The organism is Pseudonocardia thermophila, from assembly GCF_900142365.1.
GTDB lineage: Bacteria > Actinomycetota > Actinomycetes > Mycobacteriales > Pseudonocardiaceae > Pseudonocardia > Pseudonocardia thermophila.
Genome location: NZ_FRAP01000017.1, coordinates 13180 through 30202, shown reverse-complemented (window position 1 = coordinate 30202; position 17023 = coordinate 13180). Strand labels below are relative to the sequence as shown.

General features: G+C 71.0%; 16 protein-coding genes. 6 read left to right on the top strand and 10 right to left on the bottom strand.

Annotated features, from left to right (window positions below):
• Positions 1 to 6 precede the first annotated feature (6 nt).
• Complete coding sequence (locus tag BUE41_RS20870; RefSeq protein WP_159444940.1) at positions 7 to 1056, bottom strand: ABC transporter substrate-binding protein; 1050 nt, start codon at positions 1054 to 1056, stop codon at positions 7 to 9.
• Positions 1057 to 1323: 267 nt separating this feature from the next.
• Here BUE41_RS20870 and BUE41_RS20865 point away from each other — a divergent pair, with 267 nt between their 5' ends.
• From BUE41_RS20865 to BUE41_RS20855, 3 genes are all read left to right on the top strand, one after another.
• Positions 1324 to 1866: a carboxymuconolactone decarboxylase family protein gene (locus tag BUE41_RS20865; RefSeq protein WP_073458852.1), complete on the top strand. Its 543-nt coding sequence runs from the start codon at positions 1324 to 1326 to the stop codon at positions 1864 to 1866.
• Positions 1867 to 1870: 4 nt separating this feature from the next.
• Positions 1871 to 2716, top strand: coding sequence for an aspartate/glutamate racemase family protein (locus tag BUE41_RS20860; RefSeq protein WP_073458851.1), 846 nt, complete (start codon positions 1871 to 1873; stop codon positions 2714 to 2716).
• A 79-nt stretch (positions 2717 to 2795) separates the two neighbouring features.
• Complete coding sequence (locus BUE41_RS20855) at positions 2796 to 3557, top strand: GntR family transcriptional regulator (RefSeq protein WP_073458850.1); 762 nt, start codon at positions 2796 to 2798, stop codon at positions 3555 to 3557.
• 48 nt (positions 3558 to 3605) lie between these two features.
• Here the strand turns inward: BUE41_RS20855 and BUE41_RS20850 are convergent, their stop codons facing one another.
• The 7 genes from BUE41_RS20850 to BUE41_RS20820 all read right to left on the bottom strand — a co-directional run bounded on the left by BUE41_RS20850 (position 3606) and on the right by BUE41_RS20820 (position 10437).
• Positions 3606 to 4535: a ketopantoate reductase family protein gene (locus BUE41_RS20850; protein WP_073458849.1), complete on the bottom strand. Its 930-nt coding sequence runs from the start codon at positions 4533 to 4535 to the stop codon at positions 3606 to 3608.
• Positions 4532 to 5713 (bottom strand): enolase C-terminal domain-like protein, encoded by a 1182-nt coding sequence (locus tag BUE41_RS20845; RefSeq protein WP_073458848.1) that lies wholly within the window; start codon positions 5711 to 5713, stop codon positions 4532 to 4534. Before BUE41_RS20845 ends, BUE41_RS20850 begins: the two co-directional genes overlap by 4 nt.
• A gap of 276 nt (positions 5714 to 5989) precedes the next feature.
• The gene (gene wrbA / locus BUE41_RS20840) at positions 5990 to 6607 is read right to left on the bottom strand and encodes an NAD(P)H:quinone oxidoreductase (protein WP_073458847.1); all 618 of its coding nucleotides are present in this window, start codon (positions 6605 to 6607) and stop codon (positions 5990 to 5992) included.
• Positions 6608 to 6776: 169 nt separating this feature from the next.
• Positions 6777 to 7529 (bottom strand): haloacid dehalogenase type II, encoded by a 753-nt coding sequence (locus BUE41_RS20835; protein ID WP_084755492.1) that lies wholly within the window; start codon positions 7527 to 7529, stop codon positions 6777 to 6779.
• Between the two features lie 110 nt (positions 7530 to 7639).
• A complete protein-coding gene (locus BUE41_RS20830; RefSeq protein WP_073458845.1) occupies positions 7640 to 8383 on the bottom strand; it encodes a nitroreductase in 744 nt (247 codons plus the stop codon).
• A 14-nt stretch (positions 8384 to 8397) separates the two neighbouring features.
• The gene (locus BUE41_RS20825) at positions 8398 to 8916 is read right to left on the bottom strand and encodes a DUF4863 family protein (protein ID WP_073458844.1); all 519 of its coding nucleotides are present in this window, start codon (positions 8914 to 8916) and stop codon (positions 8398 to 8400) included.
• A 96-nt stretch (positions 8917 to 9012) separates the two neighbouring features.
• Positions 9013 to 10437 carry an aldehyde dehydrogenase gene (locus BUE41_RS20820; RefSeq protein ID WP_143172283.1) on the bottom strand — a complete coding sequence of 475 codons (1425 nt, stop codon included), beginning with the start codon at positions 10435 to 10437 and terminating at the stop codon, positions 9013 to 9015.
• Positions 10438 to 10704: 267 nt separating this feature from the next.
• Here BUE41_RS20820 and BUE41_RS20815 point away from each other — a divergent pair, with 267 nt between their 5' ends.
• A complete protein-coding gene (locus BUE41_RS20815) occupies positions 10705 to 11487 on the top strand; it encodes an IclR family transcriptional regulator domain-containing protein (RefSeq protein ID WP_073458842.1) in 783 nt (260 codons plus the stop codon).
• Here BUE41_RS20815 and BUE41_RS20810 read toward each other — a convergent pair.
• Entirely contained in the window at positions 11484 to 12908 is a 1425-nt protein-coding gene (locus tag BUE41_RS20810) for an aldehyde dehydrogenase family protein (RefSeq protein WP_234997449.1), read from the bottom strand. The two genes, BUE41_RS20815 and BUE41_RS20810, sit on opposite strands and share 4 nt — an antisense overlap.
• Positions 12909 to 12927: 19 nt before the next feature.
• On the bottom strand, positions 12928 to 14463 hold the full coding sequence (locus tag BUE41_RS20805) for a GMC family oxidoreductase (RefSeq protein ID WP_234997464.1): 1536 nt from the start codon (positions 14461 to 14463) through the stop codon (positions 12928 to 12930).
• A 226-nt stretch (positions 14464 to 14689) separates the two neighbouring features.
• On the opposite strand from BUE41_RS20805, the gene BUE41_RS20800 reads away from it, so the two are divergent.
• Positions 14690 to 15949: an amidohydrolase gene (locus tag BUE41_RS20800; protein ID WP_073458840.1), complete on the top strand. Its 1260-nt coding sequence runs from the start codon at positions 14690 to 14692 to the stop codon at positions 15947 to 15949.
• Positions 15946 to 16998 carry a threonine aldolase family protein gene (locus tag BUE41_RS20795; protein ID WP_073458839.1) on the top strand — a complete coding sequence of 351 codons (1053 nt, stop codon included), beginning with the start codon at positions 15946 to 15948 and terminating at the stop codon, positions 16996 to 16998. The genes BUE41_RS20800 and BUE41_RS20795 overlap by 4 nt, the downstream gene beginning before the upstream one ends.
• Positions 16999 to 17023: the final 25 nt, after the last annotated feature.

Genomic DNA, 17023 nt, shown 5'->3' with positions numbered 1-17023 from the left:
CCCGGCTCAGGAGGCGAGCGGGACCCAGGCCCCGCCGCGCAGCTCGCTCATGACGAACCCGGAGCGGTCGTTGCCGCGGTGGTTGTCCGGCCCGTAGGTCCAGGTCGACGCAGTGCCGACGTGCCCTCGGGTGGCCTCGATCTGATCGCGCACCTGCTTCGGGTCGGTCGGGTCGTCGGCCGCCTCCATCGCCTTGGCGAGGATGTGCACGGAGTCCCAGGCCAGCCCGCTGAACTGGTCGGGCCGCACGTCGCCTTCGAGGCTCGCGACGAACTCCTTGATCGGCGCGTACATCGGGTCGGCCGGGTCGAGCTTGTCGTGCAGGGACACCTTCCAGCCCAGGCACTTGATGCCCTCGGCGGCGTCGCCCGCGAGCTTGATGAACGAGTCGCTGGAGATGCCGGCGCCACCGACCTGCTGCATCGTCATGCCGAGTGCCTTGCGGTTGATCGCGATGACGGCGACCTGCTGCACCGATCCCGGAGTGAGCAGCACCTCGGCCCCGGTGGCGTTCAGCCGGGTGAGCTGCGCGGTCATGTCGGTGTCGGAGAGCTCGTAGGACTCCTTGCCGACGATCTCCATGCCGTGCGCCGGCAGCACCTTCTCCAGGATCGCGGCCTGGTCCTGTCCGGACGCGCCGTTGTCGGTGAGGACGGCGACGCGCTTCACCCCCTCCTTCTGGAGCCACTCGGCGAGCGTCTCCATCTCCTCCTGGTTGCCCGAGCTGGCTCGGAACAGGTACGGCTTGACCGGCTCGGTGATGGCCGTGGCCGAGCCGAGCCCGAACTCCGGGATCCCGGCGGCTTCGGTGAGCGGCGCGGCGGCCAGCGACAGCGGGCTGGTGATCGGCCCGACGACGGCGGTGACGCCCTCGTCGATCAGCTGGCGGGCGCACGTGACGACGCGGGCGACGTCGCCGCCGTCGTCGCAGAACGAGACCGCGAGCTTGCGGCCATCCACCCCGCCCGCCGCGTTGATCTTGTCGACGGCCGCCACCGCACCGACCCGGGCGGAGACGCCGAGGGCGCTCACCTCGCCGGTCTGGGCGAAGATCATCCCGACCCGGATGTCGTCACCGGCGCCGCCACCATCCGCCCCGGCACACGCGCTCAACGCCATCGCTGCGACGAGCAGACACCCTGACAATGCGCCCGAACCACGCATCGCGCCTCCGTCCATGACCACGCTTCGTTGTGTGGGGTGCCCTTCCTACAGCCCACTTTGTATGCACGTCAACAGTGATCTAGACGAAAACGTCGGGACTCTTCCTTGAATACCACCGCTTCGTATACAGTCCCGCGCAACCTCAGCGAGGAGGCACCCATGTACGTCACGCCCGTCGAACCGGCCGACCTCTCCCCGGCCCTGCGCGGGTTCTACGACGACGCGTCACCCGGCGGGAAGCGCTTCATCCAGGCCACGGCACACGCCGGGGAACACGCCGAGCGGTTCTTCCCGTACTACGTCGGGCTGCGGTTCGGCACCCGGATCGGTATCCGGCTGTGCGAACTGCTGCGGCTGGCGATCGCACAGACCACGCAGTGCCCGAACTGCCTCGCCGGACGCGTCGAGGCTGCAGGACTCACGGAGGACCTGATCGCACGGCTCGGCGAGCGCGACACGACCGGGCTCACCGAACGGGAGGCCGCCGTGGTCGACTTCGCGTTCCGGTTCGGCGCCGACCACTTCTCGCTCGGCGAGGCCGACCTGCGTCGGCTGCACGAGCTGTTCGACGAGCAGGAGGTCGTCGAGATAGGGATGCTCTGCGCCCAGTTCCTCGGGTTCGGGCGGATGGCGATGGTCTTCGGCCTGGAGACGCCCACCTGCCCGATCCCGGTGCGCCCCGTTGTCGAGCAGAAGGGCTGATCCGATGGGCACGCGGATCTGGTACCAGACCATGACCGACGTCGACACGTACCCGACCTACCGGGCAGCCTTGGAGGCGCACGCGCGACGGGTGCTGGGGCCGGAGTCGTCGGTCGCCGTGCACGGCGTCGCCCCCGGCACGTACGCCGGGCAGCCACCGGTCACCGTCCTCAAGTACCCCTACAGCTACCACGTCCTGCTCGAGCAGGTCATCGGCAACGTGCTGCGGGCGCAGGCCGAGGGCTTCGACGCGGTGGTGCTGGGCTCCTACAGCGAACCGTTCCTGCGCGAGGCCCGGTGCGCGGTCGAGATCCCGATCGCCTCGATGGCCGAGGCGACCCTGCTCGTCGGCTGCTCCGTCGCGGCCCGGGCGGCGCTCATCAGCGTCACCGACGACATCGCGTACATGGCCGAGAGGCTCGTCGACAAGCACCACCTGCGCGACCGGGTGGCCTGCGTGCGGCGCGTCGACCCACCCGTCAACGAGCAGGAGCTGCTGGCGATGTTCGCCGATCCGGCGGAGTTCGTCGAGCTGTTCACCGCGCAGGCCCGCGCCGTGATCGCAGAACGCGCCGACGTGATCATCCCGGCCGAGGGAGTGCTCAACGAGCTGCTGGTCGAGGGCGGTCTGCAGGAGGTCGACGGCGTCTGCGTCATGGACTGCGTCGGGGTCTCGCTGCTCTACGCCGAAATGCTGGTGAAGCTGCACCGCCACACGGGTCTGCACCCCGGACGGCGCTGGGAGTACCCGTTGGCACCGCCCGCGGTGACCGCACTGCTGGCCGAGCACGCCGCCCGGATCCCGCTCTCGGCCGCCGCGGCGAGGGCAGGACTCGTGACGAACTCCTGACCGAGGACCCCGGCCCCACCGGCGCTCCACACGACGGACCGGCTTCATCGGTCCCTGCCGGCGTGGCACCATCGCGCCGATGGGCACACCTCGCTACGTCGAGCTCGCGCAGAGGCTCATGCGCGAGATCGCCGACGGAACGCTTCCCGTCGGATCGCGGCTGCCCAGCGAGGTGGAGCTGGCCGAGCGGCACGGGTTGAGTCGAACGACGGTGCGGTCGGCGCTGGACCTGGTCGAGGAACTGGGACTGGTTTCGCGCCGCCGCAAGCTCGGGACGGTCGTCGAGGCGACGCGTCCGCGTGCGGAGTACGTCGCCTCCATGACCACCCTGCAGGAGCTGATCCAGTACGCCGAGCAGACCGAGCGGGTTCTGCACTCCGTGGACCACGTGGTCTGCGACGCCGGGCTGGCCCGGCGCCTCGAGTGCGCTCCGGGCGACGGGTGGATGCACGTCACCATGACCCGCGTCGAGCCGCAGCGCCGCGACAGCCCGATCTGCGTCACGGACGTCTACCTGGAGCCCGAGCTGGGCCACGCGGTGCGCGACCAGCTGAGCAGACCGGACGGCCTGATCTGCTCCATGGTCGAGCAGCGCTCTGGCCGACTCGTCGTGTCGATCACCCAGAGCTTCCGCGCCGTGCTGCTGACCGAGCGGCAGGCGGAGCTGGTCAACGCCCCGCCCCGCTCGGCCGGGCTCGAGATCACCCGCCACTACCGCGATCGGCTCGGCGTGATCTGCCAGATCACCATCAGCACGCATCCTGCCGACCGGTTCACCTACCGGTTCGACCTGCGCCGCGACCCGGGTGTCGAACGCGGCGTCACCGGGTTGGACCGCTGACCGCCGGCGGGCGAAGACCTCGCCAGACGCGTCGAACTCCGGGCGTCCTCAGGCATCGGTCCGGTCGAGGTGCAGCTCACGGCCGGCGACCAGCGCGCAGAGCGTGGTGCTCACCGGCACCGGGACCCCGAGCTCGGTACCGTGCCGCACCACGGCGCCGTTGATGACGCCGATCTCGGTCGGCCGCCCGTGTTCGAGGTCCACCAGCGCGGACGGCCGCGCGGCCGGCATCAGCCGGGCGAACTCCTCGGCGTGCGCCTCGGGGTCCTCGACCCCGTGCTCCACGCCCAGCGCGGTCGCCACCTCCCACGCCTCCCGCGCCGCAGCCCGACTCACCCGACCCAGTTGCGGATGATCCGCGACTCGCCCGATCGGGAGACCGGTGAGCGCACTGATCGCGCTGTAGGCGGCGTTGCGGATCAGCTTGGCCCACTGGACGGCCCGGATGTCCGGGACGATCTCGATGGTGAACCCGGCTCGGCGCCAGGCCTCGGCGATCGGCTCGAGATCGAGATCGGCGCCGCTGCCGAACGGCCCGATCTCCACGAGCCGCATCGCTTCGTGCGAGACGACGCCGGGCCGGCGCAGCTCAGCGCCGAACCCGCCCGCCACGCCGACGGCGAGGCGGTCGCCTCCCACGGCCGCGGCGACCTCGTCCGCGGAACCGATGCCGTTCTGGATCGTCAGCACCACGGTGCCCGGTCCGATCATGGGCTGGGCCTGCGCGGCCGCGCCGCCGACGTGCGCCGCCTTCACCGCGATCACGACGAGGTCGACTGGTTCGGCGGGTGCCGCGCGCACCGCCCGCAGCCGTGCTCGCAGGGTGCCGTCCGGGCCCTGCACCTCCAACCCGTCGGCCGCCATGGCCGCGACGTGCTCGGCTCCGCGATGGACACCGATCACCTCGTGCCCAGCGGCGGCCAGCCGCCCGGCGTACACCGACCCCATGGCACCGCAGCCGACGACGGCGATCTTCATCGAGCTCCTCCCAGGTCGATCAGCGTGCGGATCTCGATGTCGAGGTCGAGTTTCTCCTCCAGCCCGAACCCGGGCGCCTGGCTCGGCGCGATCCGCCCGACGGTGCGCAGCACGTCGTCGGGATAGCCGCCGAACGGCTGGAACACCCCCGGGTAGGCTTCGCATCCGCCCAGCCCGAGTCCGGCGACGATGTGCAGGTTGATGAGGTGGCCGCCGTGCGGGTGGAGCCATCGCCGGTCGAACCCGGCCTCCTCGACCGCCGCGATCATCCCGAGGTACTCGGTCAGGCCGTAGCTCAGCCCGGCGTCCATCTGCAGCACATCGCACCGCGGGCGCAGACCACCGTACGCCAGGAGGTTACGCACGTCCTGGACCGAGAAGAGGTTCTCCCCGGTGGCCACCGGACCCTGGAACGCCTCGACGACCTCGGCGTTCAGCCCGAAGTCGAGCGGGTCCCCAGGCTCCTCGAACCAGCGCAGACCGTAGGGCCGCAGTTCCTCCGCCACCTGCACGGCGGCGGCGCGGTCGAAGCGGCCGTTGGCGTCGACGGCGACCGCACCCGCATCACCGGCCACCTCGATGGCGGCCTCGATGCGGCGCAGGTCCGCCGCGAGGTCCGCACCGCCGATCTTGATCTTGAACTCGCGGTACCCGAGGTCCTGGTAGGCGCGAAGCTCGGCCCGCAACCGCGCCACGTCGTCACCGCAGCCGTAGTAGTAACCGCCCGCGGCGTACACCGCCACGTCGGACTGCGGCTCGCAACCGCGGACCCGCCGCGCGATCGTGCGGGCGGCCGGTTCCCCCATCGCCTTGGCCACCGCGTCCCAGCAGGCCAGCTCGAGGACGCTCGCCGCAGCCGCGCGATCGCCGTGACCGCCCGGCTTCTCATCCCGCATGCACGCGGCGAGCACCTTCGCCGGGTCGAGCAGCCCGTCCTCCCCGAGCAGGGTCTCCGGATCCGTGGACAGCACCCGAGGGATCAGGCGATCCCGCAGTATGCCGCTCTGCGCGAACCGGCCGATCGAGTTGAAGGCGACACCCACGACCGGCTTCCCCGCGCCCACCACGTCGGTGTGGACGGCGAGCAGGGAGACCGTGTGGCCGGAGAAGTTGACCAGGCTGTTGCGGATGCTGCCCCGAAGCGGCACGGGCCGCTCCACGATGTTGGTGATCCGCATGCCCCGTCCGCGTAGGTCCGCCGGTGCACGACCGGCTGAGTGGCCAGGTCACGAGGCACCGCGGCCTCGCGTCGAGCAGCCCTCCTGCGGCAGCCGATCGCGATCCGGCACGGGCCCGTCACCCACGTGTGGTCCGTATCGATCCTTTGGTACGGACCTTATTGGGCCCGCAGGGTCGGATTCAAGCAGCCGGGCCGTACGCCCGGACGACCGCAGCCGCCGGACGCCGCCACCCGAGCGGACGCGAGGCGCGGCCGTCACGGAGATCGCCGGGGTTCACAGACCCTGCATCGCGGCCGCGATGCGCGCGACCCGCTCTCCCTGGAACCGTGCAGCCGCACGGACGGCGGACGTCCCGTCCGATTCCAGCAGATCGTGACCACGCCCGACGTGGGCGCTGCCGTAGGGGTTGCCGTCCACGAACTTGACCGGATCCGTGTAACCGGGAGCCGCGACGACACCACCGAAGTGGTAGAAGGTCGTGTACAGGGCGAGGAGGGTGGACTCCTGCCCACCGTGCTGGGTGTCCGTCGAGGTGAATCCGGAGTAGACCTTCCCGGCCAGCAGCCCCTTCGCCCACTGCGGCCCCAGCGTGTCCAGGAACTGCTTGAGCTGGCTGGCAACGTTCCCGAATCGCGTCGGCGACCCGATGATCACCCCGTCCGCCCAGACCACGTCGTCGGCGGACGCGACCGGCACGGTCCGCGTGGCCGCGAGGTGCTCCGACCACGCCGGCTTCGACGCGATCGCGGCGGCGGGAGCCAGCTCCGACACCCGCCGGAGCCGCACTTCCGCGCCGCTGCCTTCCGCCCCGCGGACGATCTCCTTCGCGATCTCGTAGGTCGTCCCCGTCGCGGAGTAGTAGATGACGGAGATCCTCGCACAGCGCGCCACCGAATCCTCTTCTCCCGTTCCGCACCCGTCGGACGACACCCACGACCAGACCGTCGGTCGTGCCGCGCGCACCGCCCGCACGCACTCCGTCCACCCGGCACGTGACCCATCAGCTCGTCAGGTCCGCACGGCCGGCGTGGGATCCCGCCCGGCACGCGGGCCGCTGTGATCACGCGGAAACCGCGGTGATCCGGTGAGCCAGATCGACGAGGTCGCTCCCCATCAGGTCCGGACGCTCACCGATCCTGTCGAAGGGTCTGCCCGAACGGTTCACCCAGGCCGTCCGCATCCCCGCCGCCGCGGCCCCCACGACGTCGAAGGGATTGCACGACACCATCCGCATGGACGTCACCACCCGACCGATGACCTCGCCCGCGTGGCGGTAGACCTGCGGCGCAGGCTTGAACGCACCGACCTCGTCCACGCTGATCCAGCCGCTGAAGAACCCGGTCAGCCCGGCGCTCTCCAGCGAGCGCCGCAGCATCCCGGGACTTCCGTTGGACAGCACGTAGCAGTCGTGACCGCGCTCGACGAGGAGCTCGAGCGCGGGGCGCACGTCCGGGTAGAGCGCGAGTCGGTCGTACGCCTGCAGGAGCGCCCGGCGCACTTCGTCGGCCAGGTCGTGGCCCGTCGCATCCAGCGCGTGGTCGAGCGCCCGCGCGGTGACCCACTCGAAGGTCCGGTACCGCCCCATCAGCGTCAGGCGGAACGCGTAGTCGAGCTGCGTCCGCCGCCAGAGCGCCGCGACGTCGGCGGCCTCGTCGCCCGGAATCACCTCGCCCAGCGTCGATACGACGTCGAGGGGGTCCACGAGCGTCCCGTACAGGTCGAACACGAGCACCTCCGGGCCGTCGCCCGGAGCACCGAACGTCGGGTGACCACCGGGCGGCGCAGACGGCGCACCCGGTCGCGACGTCGTCATTCGTCATCTCCGTCAGGAGACAGCAGCGTGCACACTCGACATTCCTCTCTCCCGGTCCGCACCGGGAAGAACGAGATTCCTCTGGCAGATCCGATCGGTGCGGCGGTGTGTCAATCGCCGTAGAAGGTGGTGAAGTGCTCGACCGGTTCACGCGGTGTGCGCATCCGGTTGAGTTCGTGGTCGGCGTCCGCGTGTCCCAGCGCGAGGCCGGTGACGATGACGTGGTCGTCGGGGATCGTCAGGTTCTCGCGGATCACCGCCGAGAAGTCGATGAACGCCGCCTGCGGGCACGTGTCGAGCCCCGCCTGGCGAGCGGCGAGCATGAGGGCCTGGAGGAAGAGCCCCGCATCGACGAGTGCGCTGGCCATCGGGTGACGGCTGACGGTCAGGATGATGCCGACCGGCGCCCCGAAGAAGTCGTAGTTCCTCCGGTGGTGCCGGGCCCGTCCGGAGAGGTCGCTCGGGTCGCAGCCGAGGGTGTCCCGGTACAGCGTTTCGCCGAACCGTGCGCGCCGCGTCCGGAACGGCTCCTGCCACTCGTCCGGGGCCGGCTGGTAGGAGTACTCCCGCTGCGTCGCGCCGCTCCCGGCGTCGTACTGCCGCCAGATGGCCCTGGTCAGTCTCGATTTGGCCCGGCCGGTCAGCACATGCACGTGCCACGGCTGGCAGTTGGAGTTGCTGGCTGAGCGCGAGGCGAGCTCGAGCAGGCGCACCACCTCGGTCCGCGGGACCGGGGTCGGCAGGAAGGCTCGGACGCTCCGGCGGGACAGCAGCGCATCCTCGACCGTCAGGGCGGCCGGCACCGCACCCGAGGACAGCACCCCGGGCGCGGTGGGTCGGTTCCGCTCGCTCATGCCGCCACCTCGGATCAGGCCACCGAGGGTGGCTCGACGTCGTAGGAGATGCGCCCGGCGGGGAGGTAGAACAGAGCGATGACCGCACCGTTGCGCACCTCCGGGTAGTGGTGACTGCCGGGGTCCGGAGCGGTCCAGCCGGCGCCCTGCCATCCCCGGGGCCCGGCGAGCTGAGCATCCGGGTCCAGAGGCACGACCATGTTGAGCTCCCCGTACGGGTGCTGGTGGTACTGACCCCGGTAGACGGGCACGCTGTTCATGTAGACGGCGGTGATGCTGAACCAGTTGAGCTGCTCCGACGGTTCGGCGATGCGGCTGCGCCGGTAGTTGGGACCGTCGATCTCGACGTTCGCCGCCCAGCCGCTGCGCACTCCGTCCGTGATGATGCGGGCGAGGTCGTCCCACAACGGCGACCCCGGTCCTCGTTCACGGTTGAGCCAGCGCTCCAGTTCCGCACCCGCGGTGCGGTTCTTGATCTCGTCGAGGAACGGGATACTGCGGTCGATCAGGTCCTGGGGCGTACTGCCACCCATGTCGATCCCTCCGTCGATCAGACACTCTGTAGAGGTGCGCCGTGGGGCGCGTCGAGTTCACGGCGACCGGTTCGTGAGAAGCGGGAGCGGCGAACCTCAGCAGTAGATGGATTTGAGGCTCCGGTAAGCGGCGATGCCCTCCGGGCCGAGTTCGCGGCCGAGCCCGCTGTCCTTCACCCCACCGAACGGAGCGACCGGGTCGGGCAGGTACCGGTTCATGCCGAACGTCCCGGTGCGGACCTTGCGGGCGACGGCGAATCCCCGCTCGGGGTCGGCCGTCCACACCGTCCCCCCGAGCCCGAACCCGGAGTCGTTCGCGATGCGGACGGCGTCCTCGTCGCCGTCGTAGGCGATGATCGACAACACCGGTCCGAAGATCTCTTCCCTGCTGATCGTGGCGGCGTTGTCGATGTCGGCGAAGACCGTCGGCCGGACGAACCAGCCCGGGCGGTCCGGCCGTCCCCCGCCGGTGGTGACGCGGCCGCCCTCGGCCCTCCCCTTCTCGATGTAGCCCTCGACCCGCTCACGGTGGCGTTCCGTGACCATGGGGCCGATGTCCGTGCCGGGGTCGAGCGAGTCCCCGATCGTCAAGGTCTCCGCGAACGCGGTGAACACGTCCACGACCTCCTCGTACCGATGGCGCGGAGCGAGGACCCGGGTGCCGAGGAAGCAGGTCTGGCCGTTGTTGGCCAGCGTGGCGACGAAGAGCTCGTCGCCGATCACCGAGAGGTCGAGGTCGGCGTCGTCGAGCACGATCGTCGCCGACTTGCCGCCGAGCTCGAGCGTGACGGGGCGCAGCAGTTCACCGCAGGTGCGCGCGATCTGCCGCCCTGCGGTCGTCGACCCGGTGAAGCCGACCTTGTCGACGCCGCGATGCTCGACGAGGTACGCACCGGTCCGCCGGCCACCCGGCACGATGTTGATCACGCCCGCCGGCAGTCCGCCGGCCGCTGCGGCCTCGGCGATCAGGTAGGCGTCCAGGGCCGTCTCCGGCGACGGCTTCATGACGACCGTGCAGCCGGCGGCGAGCGCCGGGGCGTACTTGAACGCAGCGAGGGTCTGCGGGAAGTTCCACGGGGTGATCGCCGCGACGACGCCGATCGGGTCCCGCTCGACCCGGATACGACCGCCGAGCAGTCCCGCGCGGACGTCCTCGGGCTCGCTGTCGATCATCGCCGCGTAGTAGCGCAGCAGGGTGGTGGGATAGGTCGCCTCCAGCTGGGACGACAGGCGGATCGGCATCCCGTTCTGGGCCGAGACGGTCCGCGCGATCTCCCGAGCTCGTTCCTCGATCGCATCGGCGAAGCGACGCAGCAGCGCTGCCCGCTCCCCCGGCGCGGTGTCCGACCAACCGGGAAGCGCGGCTCGAGCCGCTTCCACGGCGAGGTCGACGTCCTGCGGCCGGGCCTCCGGGATGGAGCCGATCTCCTGCTCGGTGTTCGGCGAGACGACCGCGATGCGCGAATCCGTGCGCGGCCGCAGCCAGTCACCACCGATGTAGAGGTGGTCGCGATGGTGGATCACATGTGCTCCTTCGAGCGTGGACGGGTCGGGGCGGGACGGCGCACGCTCCGGGCGCGAGCGCTGCTGGCCCGGCCACCGGACCGGACGGCGTCCTCCGAGTCAGGGCAGGCGAGTCAGCAGGTGCAGCGACCGCCCCGCGAGCGCGGCGGCCGATGAGGCGGCACCGCCGGGTCGGCGGCGCGCCACAACGGGGGACGCAATGTCCGATTGCCGCACATGTGTTCGCCTAATAGGGTGGGTGTGACGACGAACGAGGGGTGTGCCATGGGGCGCTTGGCCGAGAAGGACAGTGCAGCACGCCGGGAACGGCAGCTCAGTTCGGCACCGAACCCTGCGGACTTCTCCGAGGCGCTGGCGCGGGGCATGGCCGTGCTGTCGGCGTTCGGCGAGACCCGCCGCCGCGTGACGCAGGCCGAGCTGGCCCGCGAGCTGGATCTCTCCCGCGCGACCGTGCGACGGATCGTCATCACCCTCGAGCACCTCGGATTCCTCGTGGCGGACGGGCGCACCTACGAGCTCACCCCCCGGGTGCTTCGTCTCGCGAGCAGCTACCTGACGTCGAATCCGGCCTCCGTCATCGCTCAGCCGGTCTGCGAGCGGATCTGCGCCTCGGTCGGCGAGGCCTGCTCGGTGGCCGTGCTCGACGGCTCCGACGCGGTGATGGTCGCGCGGGCCGTGCCGAACCAGCTGCTCGAGGCAGGCACCGGGATCGGCTTCCGTACCCCGGCCGCGATCTCCTCGTTGGGCAAGGTCCTCCTCGCGCACCTGCCGGACGACGTGCGCGCGGCGACGCTGGCGGAGCTGGCCGACGCCCCCTCCACCGAAGTCCTGGACCGGATCCGCGCCGATGGCTACTGCTACGTGGCCGATGAGATCGAGGTCGGCTCCCACTCCGTCGCCGTCCCGGTGCGTCGATGGGACGGCCGGGTCATCGCCGCGATGCACGTCGGTTGCCGCATCGAACGCATCTCGAAGGAGGACATGTGCGGCAGGGTGCTCTGCGTCCTCCTCGAAGCAGCCGACGAACTCCATGAGCAGCTGATCTAGATCCCAGCGGCGAAGACGGTCGTCGGCCGCGTCGCGGCGTCGTAGGCGGCGTGGCCGCCCGTCGCCCCGAGACCGCTGTCCGCGGCGGGTTCGTACACCCGCGCCGCTCCCCCCTGCCACTCGTTCACCCAGACGAGACCGGCCGGCAGCCCCGCCGCGGCCGCGGCGTTGCGGGGGTCGCGGGTGTACACCGTCGCAGCCAGGCCGTAGCGGGAGGCGGCGGCCCGCGCCAGACCTTCGGCGAACGAATCGACCACCTGCACCGGCGCGATCGGGCCGAACGTCTCCTCCGTCATCACGAGCATGGACTCGTCGACGTTCGTGAGCACGGTGGCCGGGTAGTAGTACCCCTTGCCGGGAGGAAGGTACCCACCGGTGAGCACGGTGGCCCCGCGCGAGACGGCGTCGATCACGTGCGCGTGCACGTGGTCGCGCTGGCGCGCGTCGACGAGTGGCCCGAGCAACGAGTCGTCGGACCCGAAGCCGAACCTACCGGCCGCCGCGACGAGCGCGTGCGTGAACGGCTCGGCGACGTCGCGATGGACGTAGATCCGCTCCATCGACGTGCAGATCTGCCCCGTGTTCATGAAGGCGCCGAAGGCCACCGCCTCGGCCGTGGCGACCGGGTCGACGTCGGCGTCCACCACGACCGGGTCCTTCCCGCCGAGTTCCAGCACGGCGCGGCGGAGCTTGTGACCAGCCACGGAACCGACCAGCCTGCCCACCTCCACGGAGCCGGTGAAGTGCACGAACGCGACGTCGTCGTGCTCGACGAGCGCCTTTCCCGCGCCCGCGTCACCGAGGACGAGGTTCGCGACGCCATCCGGCAGTCCGAGGACCTCGATGAGCCGGCTCGTCGACAACGGGGATCGCTCCGACGGCTTCACCACGACGGTGTTGCCCGCGGCGAGGATCGGCCCTATCGCCGTCACGACCGCGGCCACCGGGAAGTTCCACGGCGTGATGACGCCGGCCACGCCGAGCGGCCTGCGCAGCACGCGCGTTGTTCCGGAGCCGTCGGCGATCCGGCGCTCGAACGGGTAGGTGCGGGCGTCCTCGGTGCTCGCCCGCAGCTGCGCGGCAGCGCTCACCACGAAGGTCACGCCGATCGCGGCGGGCCTGCCCATCTCCTCGCACTCGAGCCGGGCGAGCTCGTCGGCGTGCCGTTCGATCCGGTCCGCCGCCGCCTCGATCAGCCGGAGGCGATCGCCGAGCGGCGTCATCCGCCAGTCGAGCTGCGCAGCCCTGGCCGCGGCCACCGCGGTGTCGACGTCCGCGGCGCAGCCGGCCGGGTAGACCGCGATCACCTCCTCCGTGGCGGGGTTGACCAGGTGACGGACCTCGTCGGACGCGGACCGGACCCACCTGCCGCCGATGCGGTGGCACAGCGTCAGCGGGTCCCGCACGTCCCGGTGCTGCACCGGATGTGCTTCGAGCGGCCTAGACAAGGCGGTCCGCCATCAGCTCGCCCACCATGATCGCGGCGAGGTTGGTGTTGGCCCGCGGGACCGTGGGGAAGATCGAGGCGTCCACGACGTGGAGTCCGTCGATCCCGAGGACCCGACACGCCGGATCGACGACGGTGTCCGGGTCCGACGGTGCACCCATGCGGCACGTGCTCGTCGGGTGCTGGGCGTCGAACGCGGTGCGGAGGAGATGATCGTCGAGCTCCGCATCGTCGTCGACGACCGCGAAGAGCGCCTTGTTGAGGTGCTCGATCGACGTCGACGTGATCTCTCCAACGGCGTCGCCGGACGCGAGCTCGACGAGCTGACGCGTCGCGCCGCGCATCCTCGCCAGGTCCCGCTCATCGGCGAGCATCCGTTCGTGCACCAGCGGCTGGACGGTGGGGTCGGTGGACGCCAAGGTGACCGACCCGCGCGAATGGACCTGGTTCGCCCACAGGTGGAAGGCACCCGCCCCGAACGCGAGGTCCGCGATCTCCATCGCGAGCACGTTCTGGTTCCCGGCGGTGATCATCACGTCGTTCTCCTGCGCGAACGGAGAATCGCTCGTGTAGCGGACGCAGACGTTCGTGTGCCTGTCGTCCGGGCTCGTGACCGCGGACCTCTCGTTGAGGGGGATCGCCAGCGCGATGACCGGGTGATCCTGCAGACCACGGCCGACGGGCAGGTCCGCGACGACGTCGATCCCGAGGCCCCGCAGCTCATCCGCCGGGCCGACGCCGGAGCGGAGGAGGATCGCGGGCGAGTGGATGGTGCCGGCTGACAGCACGACCCGGTCCGCGTACTCGGTGGTCGACGCGCCACCACTGACGACGGCCACCCCGACCGCCCTGCCGCCGGAGATGAGCACCCGGTCGACGAGGGAGTCGCCGCGGATGGTGAGCGTGGGCAACCGCCGCCCGCCCTCGAGGTAGGCGTCGTTCGTCGAGACCCGCCTGCCGTTGCGGGAGTTGATCGGGTAGGGCGACACACCGGTCGCGTCGGGGGCGTTGACGTCGGGCGCCCACGGAAGACCGGCCGCGAGAGCGGCTCGGTGGAGGGCGTGGTCGACGGCGCCCCACTCGCTCTGCGGTGTCCGGTAGATCGGGATCGGGCCACCGCGCCCGTGGTACGGCTCTTCGCCGAACTCCTCGTCGTCCTCGAGCTTGGCGAAGTACGGGAGCACGTCTTCGGGGGCCCAGCCCGCGCAGCCGGCCGCGGCCCACTCGGCGAAGTCGAGCATCGGGGGACGGATGGCGATCTGTCCGTTGACCGCCGAGCTGCCCCCCACGCCGCGGCCGCGCCAGAACGGGGCAGGTGCCTGCTTGTCGGTGCGCGTCGCGGTCAGCCCCTGCCAGATCAGGTCCGCCGTCGCGGCGGGATCGAGCAGAGCGCGCATGGGGTTCGGCGATCGCCATACCTCGGGCATGTCCTTCGAGCGGTAGTCCGGCCCTGCTTCCAGGAGCAAGACCTTCATCCCGCGCTCGGCTGCCCGCGTGGCAAGAGGCGCACCCGCCGACCCTGCGCCCACCACGATCAGGTCCCAGGTGTTCGGGCTCACATCACATCCTCGGTTCGTTCGATTATCGCACTCTTGTGCGGCGATCGAGCGCACCGTACGCCCACTCCTCCCCCGGGCGCAACCGCGAAAGATGCCCACGGCGGGCGCCATCGACCCGTTGCACCGCGCGGGGAGTTGTGCCATCCTCGCCAACTAACGCACAGTCGTGCGATAATCGAACTTCTCAGGAGCGCGAATGCCCGTGGAAGACGGACTGCGCGGCCTCACGGCGATCATGCCGAGCATCGAGGACCTCTACCGCGACCTCCACGCGAACCCGGAGCTCGCCTACGCGGAGCACCGAACCGCCGCGATCGTCGCCGCCCGACTCCGCGGCGACGGCTACACGGTGACCGAAGGGGTCGGAGGGACCGGTGTGGTCGGTGTGCTGCGGAACGGGGACGGGCCGCGCGTCATGCTGCGCGCCGACATGGACGCGCTGCCCGTGGCGGAGAAGACGGGCCTCGCCTACGCGAGCACCGTGACCGCGACGACCGAGTCGGGCGAGATCGTGCCGGTGATGCACGCCTGCGGCCACGACGTGCACGTCAGCTGCTTGCTCGGCGCGGCGAACCTGCTGGCCGGGTCCCGCCGGTCGTGGTCGGGAACGGTGGTGGCGGTCTTCCAGCCGGCCGAGGAGGGCCGCGGCGGGGCCAGACGCATGCTCGACGACAACCTGCTCGACCTCACCGGCCTGCCGAGCGTGGTGCTGGGCCAGCACGTCTTCCCCTACCCGGCGGGCACCATCGGCTACCGGACCGGCCCGTTCCTGGCTGCGTCCGACGGGTACGACATCCGGCTGTTCGGGCGCGGCGCGCACGGCTCCCGGCCCGAGTCCGGGGTCGATCCCGTCGTGCTCGCCTCGGCGGTGGTCATGCGGCTGCAGACGATCGTCGCGCGCGAGGTGGCGGCCAACGAGCAGGCAGTGCTCACCGTCGGGGCGCTCCACGCCGGCACCGCGCCCAACATCATCGCCGATCACGCCGACCTCAAGCTGAGCGTTCGCACCTACGACCGGGAGGTCAGCGCGCGCGTGCTCGCCTCGGTGCGCAGAGTGGTCGAAGCCGAGTGCGCCGCGTCGGGCTCGCCGAAACCACCGGAGTTCGTCGAGCTGTTCCGGTTCACCCCCACGATCAACGATCCCGCGGCGACCGAGATCGCGATGGCGGCGCTGCGCGCCGAGCTCGGCCCTGAATCGGTGCGTGAGGTCCCACCCATGATGGGCAGTGAGGACTTCGGCGAGTTCGGGGACGCGGCCGGGGCACCTTCTGTCTTCTGGGCGCTGGGCTGCGTCGATCCCGCCGAGTACGCGGCGGCTGAGGCGGCCGGCCGGCTGGACGAGCTGATTCCGTCCAACCACTCCCCTCTCTTCGCGCCGGTGATCCAGCCGACCATCGGTACCGGTATCCGGGCGCTGGTCGCAGCGGCGACCGCCTGGCTCGGCCACCGGCGATGACCACGCCCTCCCGGCGCACGTTCGCCAGCGACAACTCCTCCGGCGCCCATCCCGACGTGATCGCGGCGATCGCCGAGGCCAACCACGGCCACGCCCCGGCCTACGGCGCTGACAGCTGGACCGCGCGAGCCGAGGCGCTCCTCGAGGAGCACTTCGGTCCAGGGACCCGCGGCTACCTGCTGTTCAACGGGACCGGGGCGAACGTCACCGCCCTCGCCTCCGCGTTGCGACCGCACCAAGCCGTCGTCTGCTCCACCGACGCTCACCTGCACACCGACGAGTGCGGAGCACCCGTCCGGTTCACGGGGAGCACCGTCCTCCCCGTCACGGCGCACCACGGCCTGCTCACCCGAGAGACCGTGGATCGTGAGCTCCCGCCGGGCGACCGAGGCGAGCACCAGGTCGTGCCGGCCGTGCTGTCGCTGACCAACTCGTCCGAACTCGGCACGATCTACCGCCCGGACCACGTGGCCGACCTGTGCCGGTGGGCGCACTCCCGCGGCATGGCCGTGCACATGGACGGGGCCCGCCTGGCGAACGCAGCTGCGTCGGCGGGGTGCTCCCTCGCCGAGGTCAGCACAGCCGCCGGAGTCGACATCGTCACGCTCGGCGGCACCAAGAACGGACTCGTGTTCGGCGACGCGGTCGTGTTCGCCCCCACCTCGGCCGGCCGCGCCGCTTCGGAGGTGTTCCGCTACGCGCGCAAGCAGGCGATGCAACTGGCGTCGAAGATGCGCTTCATCGCCGCGCAGTTCATCGCACTCCTCGAAGGCGACCTGTGGCTGCGCAACGCCACCGCCGCCAACGCTGCGGCCAGGGAACTCGCCGGTGAACTGGCCGACGTACCGGGGATCGAGATCGCCTACCCGGTCGAGGCCAACGCCGTCTTCGCACGGATGACACCTCGAATCGCCCGTCCGCTTTCCCAGGAGTTCGGGTTCTACGCCTGGGATCCGCGTGCGGACCTGATGAGGCTCGTCTGCTCGTACGACACCGATCGCGCGGACATCGATGCACTCGTCGCCGCAGCGCGACGCCTCTCCGCCTGAGGGCTCCTACCGGTTGCGCGATCTC

Excerpts from the sequence above, each read along its gene's own strand:
- BUE41_RS20860 (WP_073458851.1), top strand. The coding sequence starts at position 1,871 with ATGGGCACGCGGATCTGGTACCAGACCATGACCGACGTCGACACGTAC.
- BUE41_RS20845 (WP_073458848.1), bottom strand. The coding sequence starts at position 5,713 with ATGCGGATCACCAACATCGTGGAGCGGCCCGTGCCGCTTCGGGGCAGC.
- BUE41_RS20855 (WP_073458850.1), top strand. The coding sequence starts at position 2,796 with ATGGGCACACCTCGCTACGTCGAGCTCGCGCAGAGGCTCATGCGCGAG.
- BUE41_RS20825 (WP_073458844.1), bottom strand. The coding sequence starts at position 8,916 with ATGGGTGGCAGTACGCCCCAGGACCTGATCGACCGCAGTATCCCGTTC.
- BUE41_RS20850 (WP_073458849.1), bottom strand. The coding sequence starts at position 4,535 with ATGAAGATCGCCGTCGTCGGCTGCGGTGCCATGGGGTCGGTGTACGCC.
- BUE41_RS20870 (WP_159444940.1), bottom strand. The coding sequence starts at position 1,056 with ATGATCTTCGCCCAGACCGGCGAGGTGAGCGCCCTCGGCGTCTCCGCC.
- BUE41_RS20815 (WP_073458842.1), top strand. The coding sequence starts at position 10,705 with ATGGGGCGCTTGGCCGAGAAGGACAGTGCAGCACGCCGGGAACGGCAG.
- BUE41_RS20835 (WP_084755492.1), bottom strand. The coding sequence starts at position 7,529 with ATGACGACGTCGCGACCGGGTGCGCCGTCTGCGCCGCCCGGTGGTCAC.
- BUE41_RS20795 (WP_073458839.1), top strand. The coding sequence starts at position 15,946 with ATGACCACGCCCTCCCGGCGCACGTTCGCCAGCGACAACTCCTCCGGC.
- BUE41_RS20830 (WP_073458845.1), bottom strand. The coding sequence starts at position 8,383 with ATGAGCGAGCGGAACCGACCCACCGCGCCCGGGGTGCTGTCCTCGGGT.
- BUE41_RS20800 (WP_073458840.1), top strand. The coding sequence starts at position 14,690 with ATGCCCGTGGAAGACGGACTGCGCGGCCTCACGGCGATCATGCCGAGC.
- BUE41_RS20865 (WP_073458852.1), top strand. The coding sequence starts at position 1,324 with ATGTACGTCACGCCCGTCGAACCGGCCGACCTCTCCCCGGCCCTGCGC.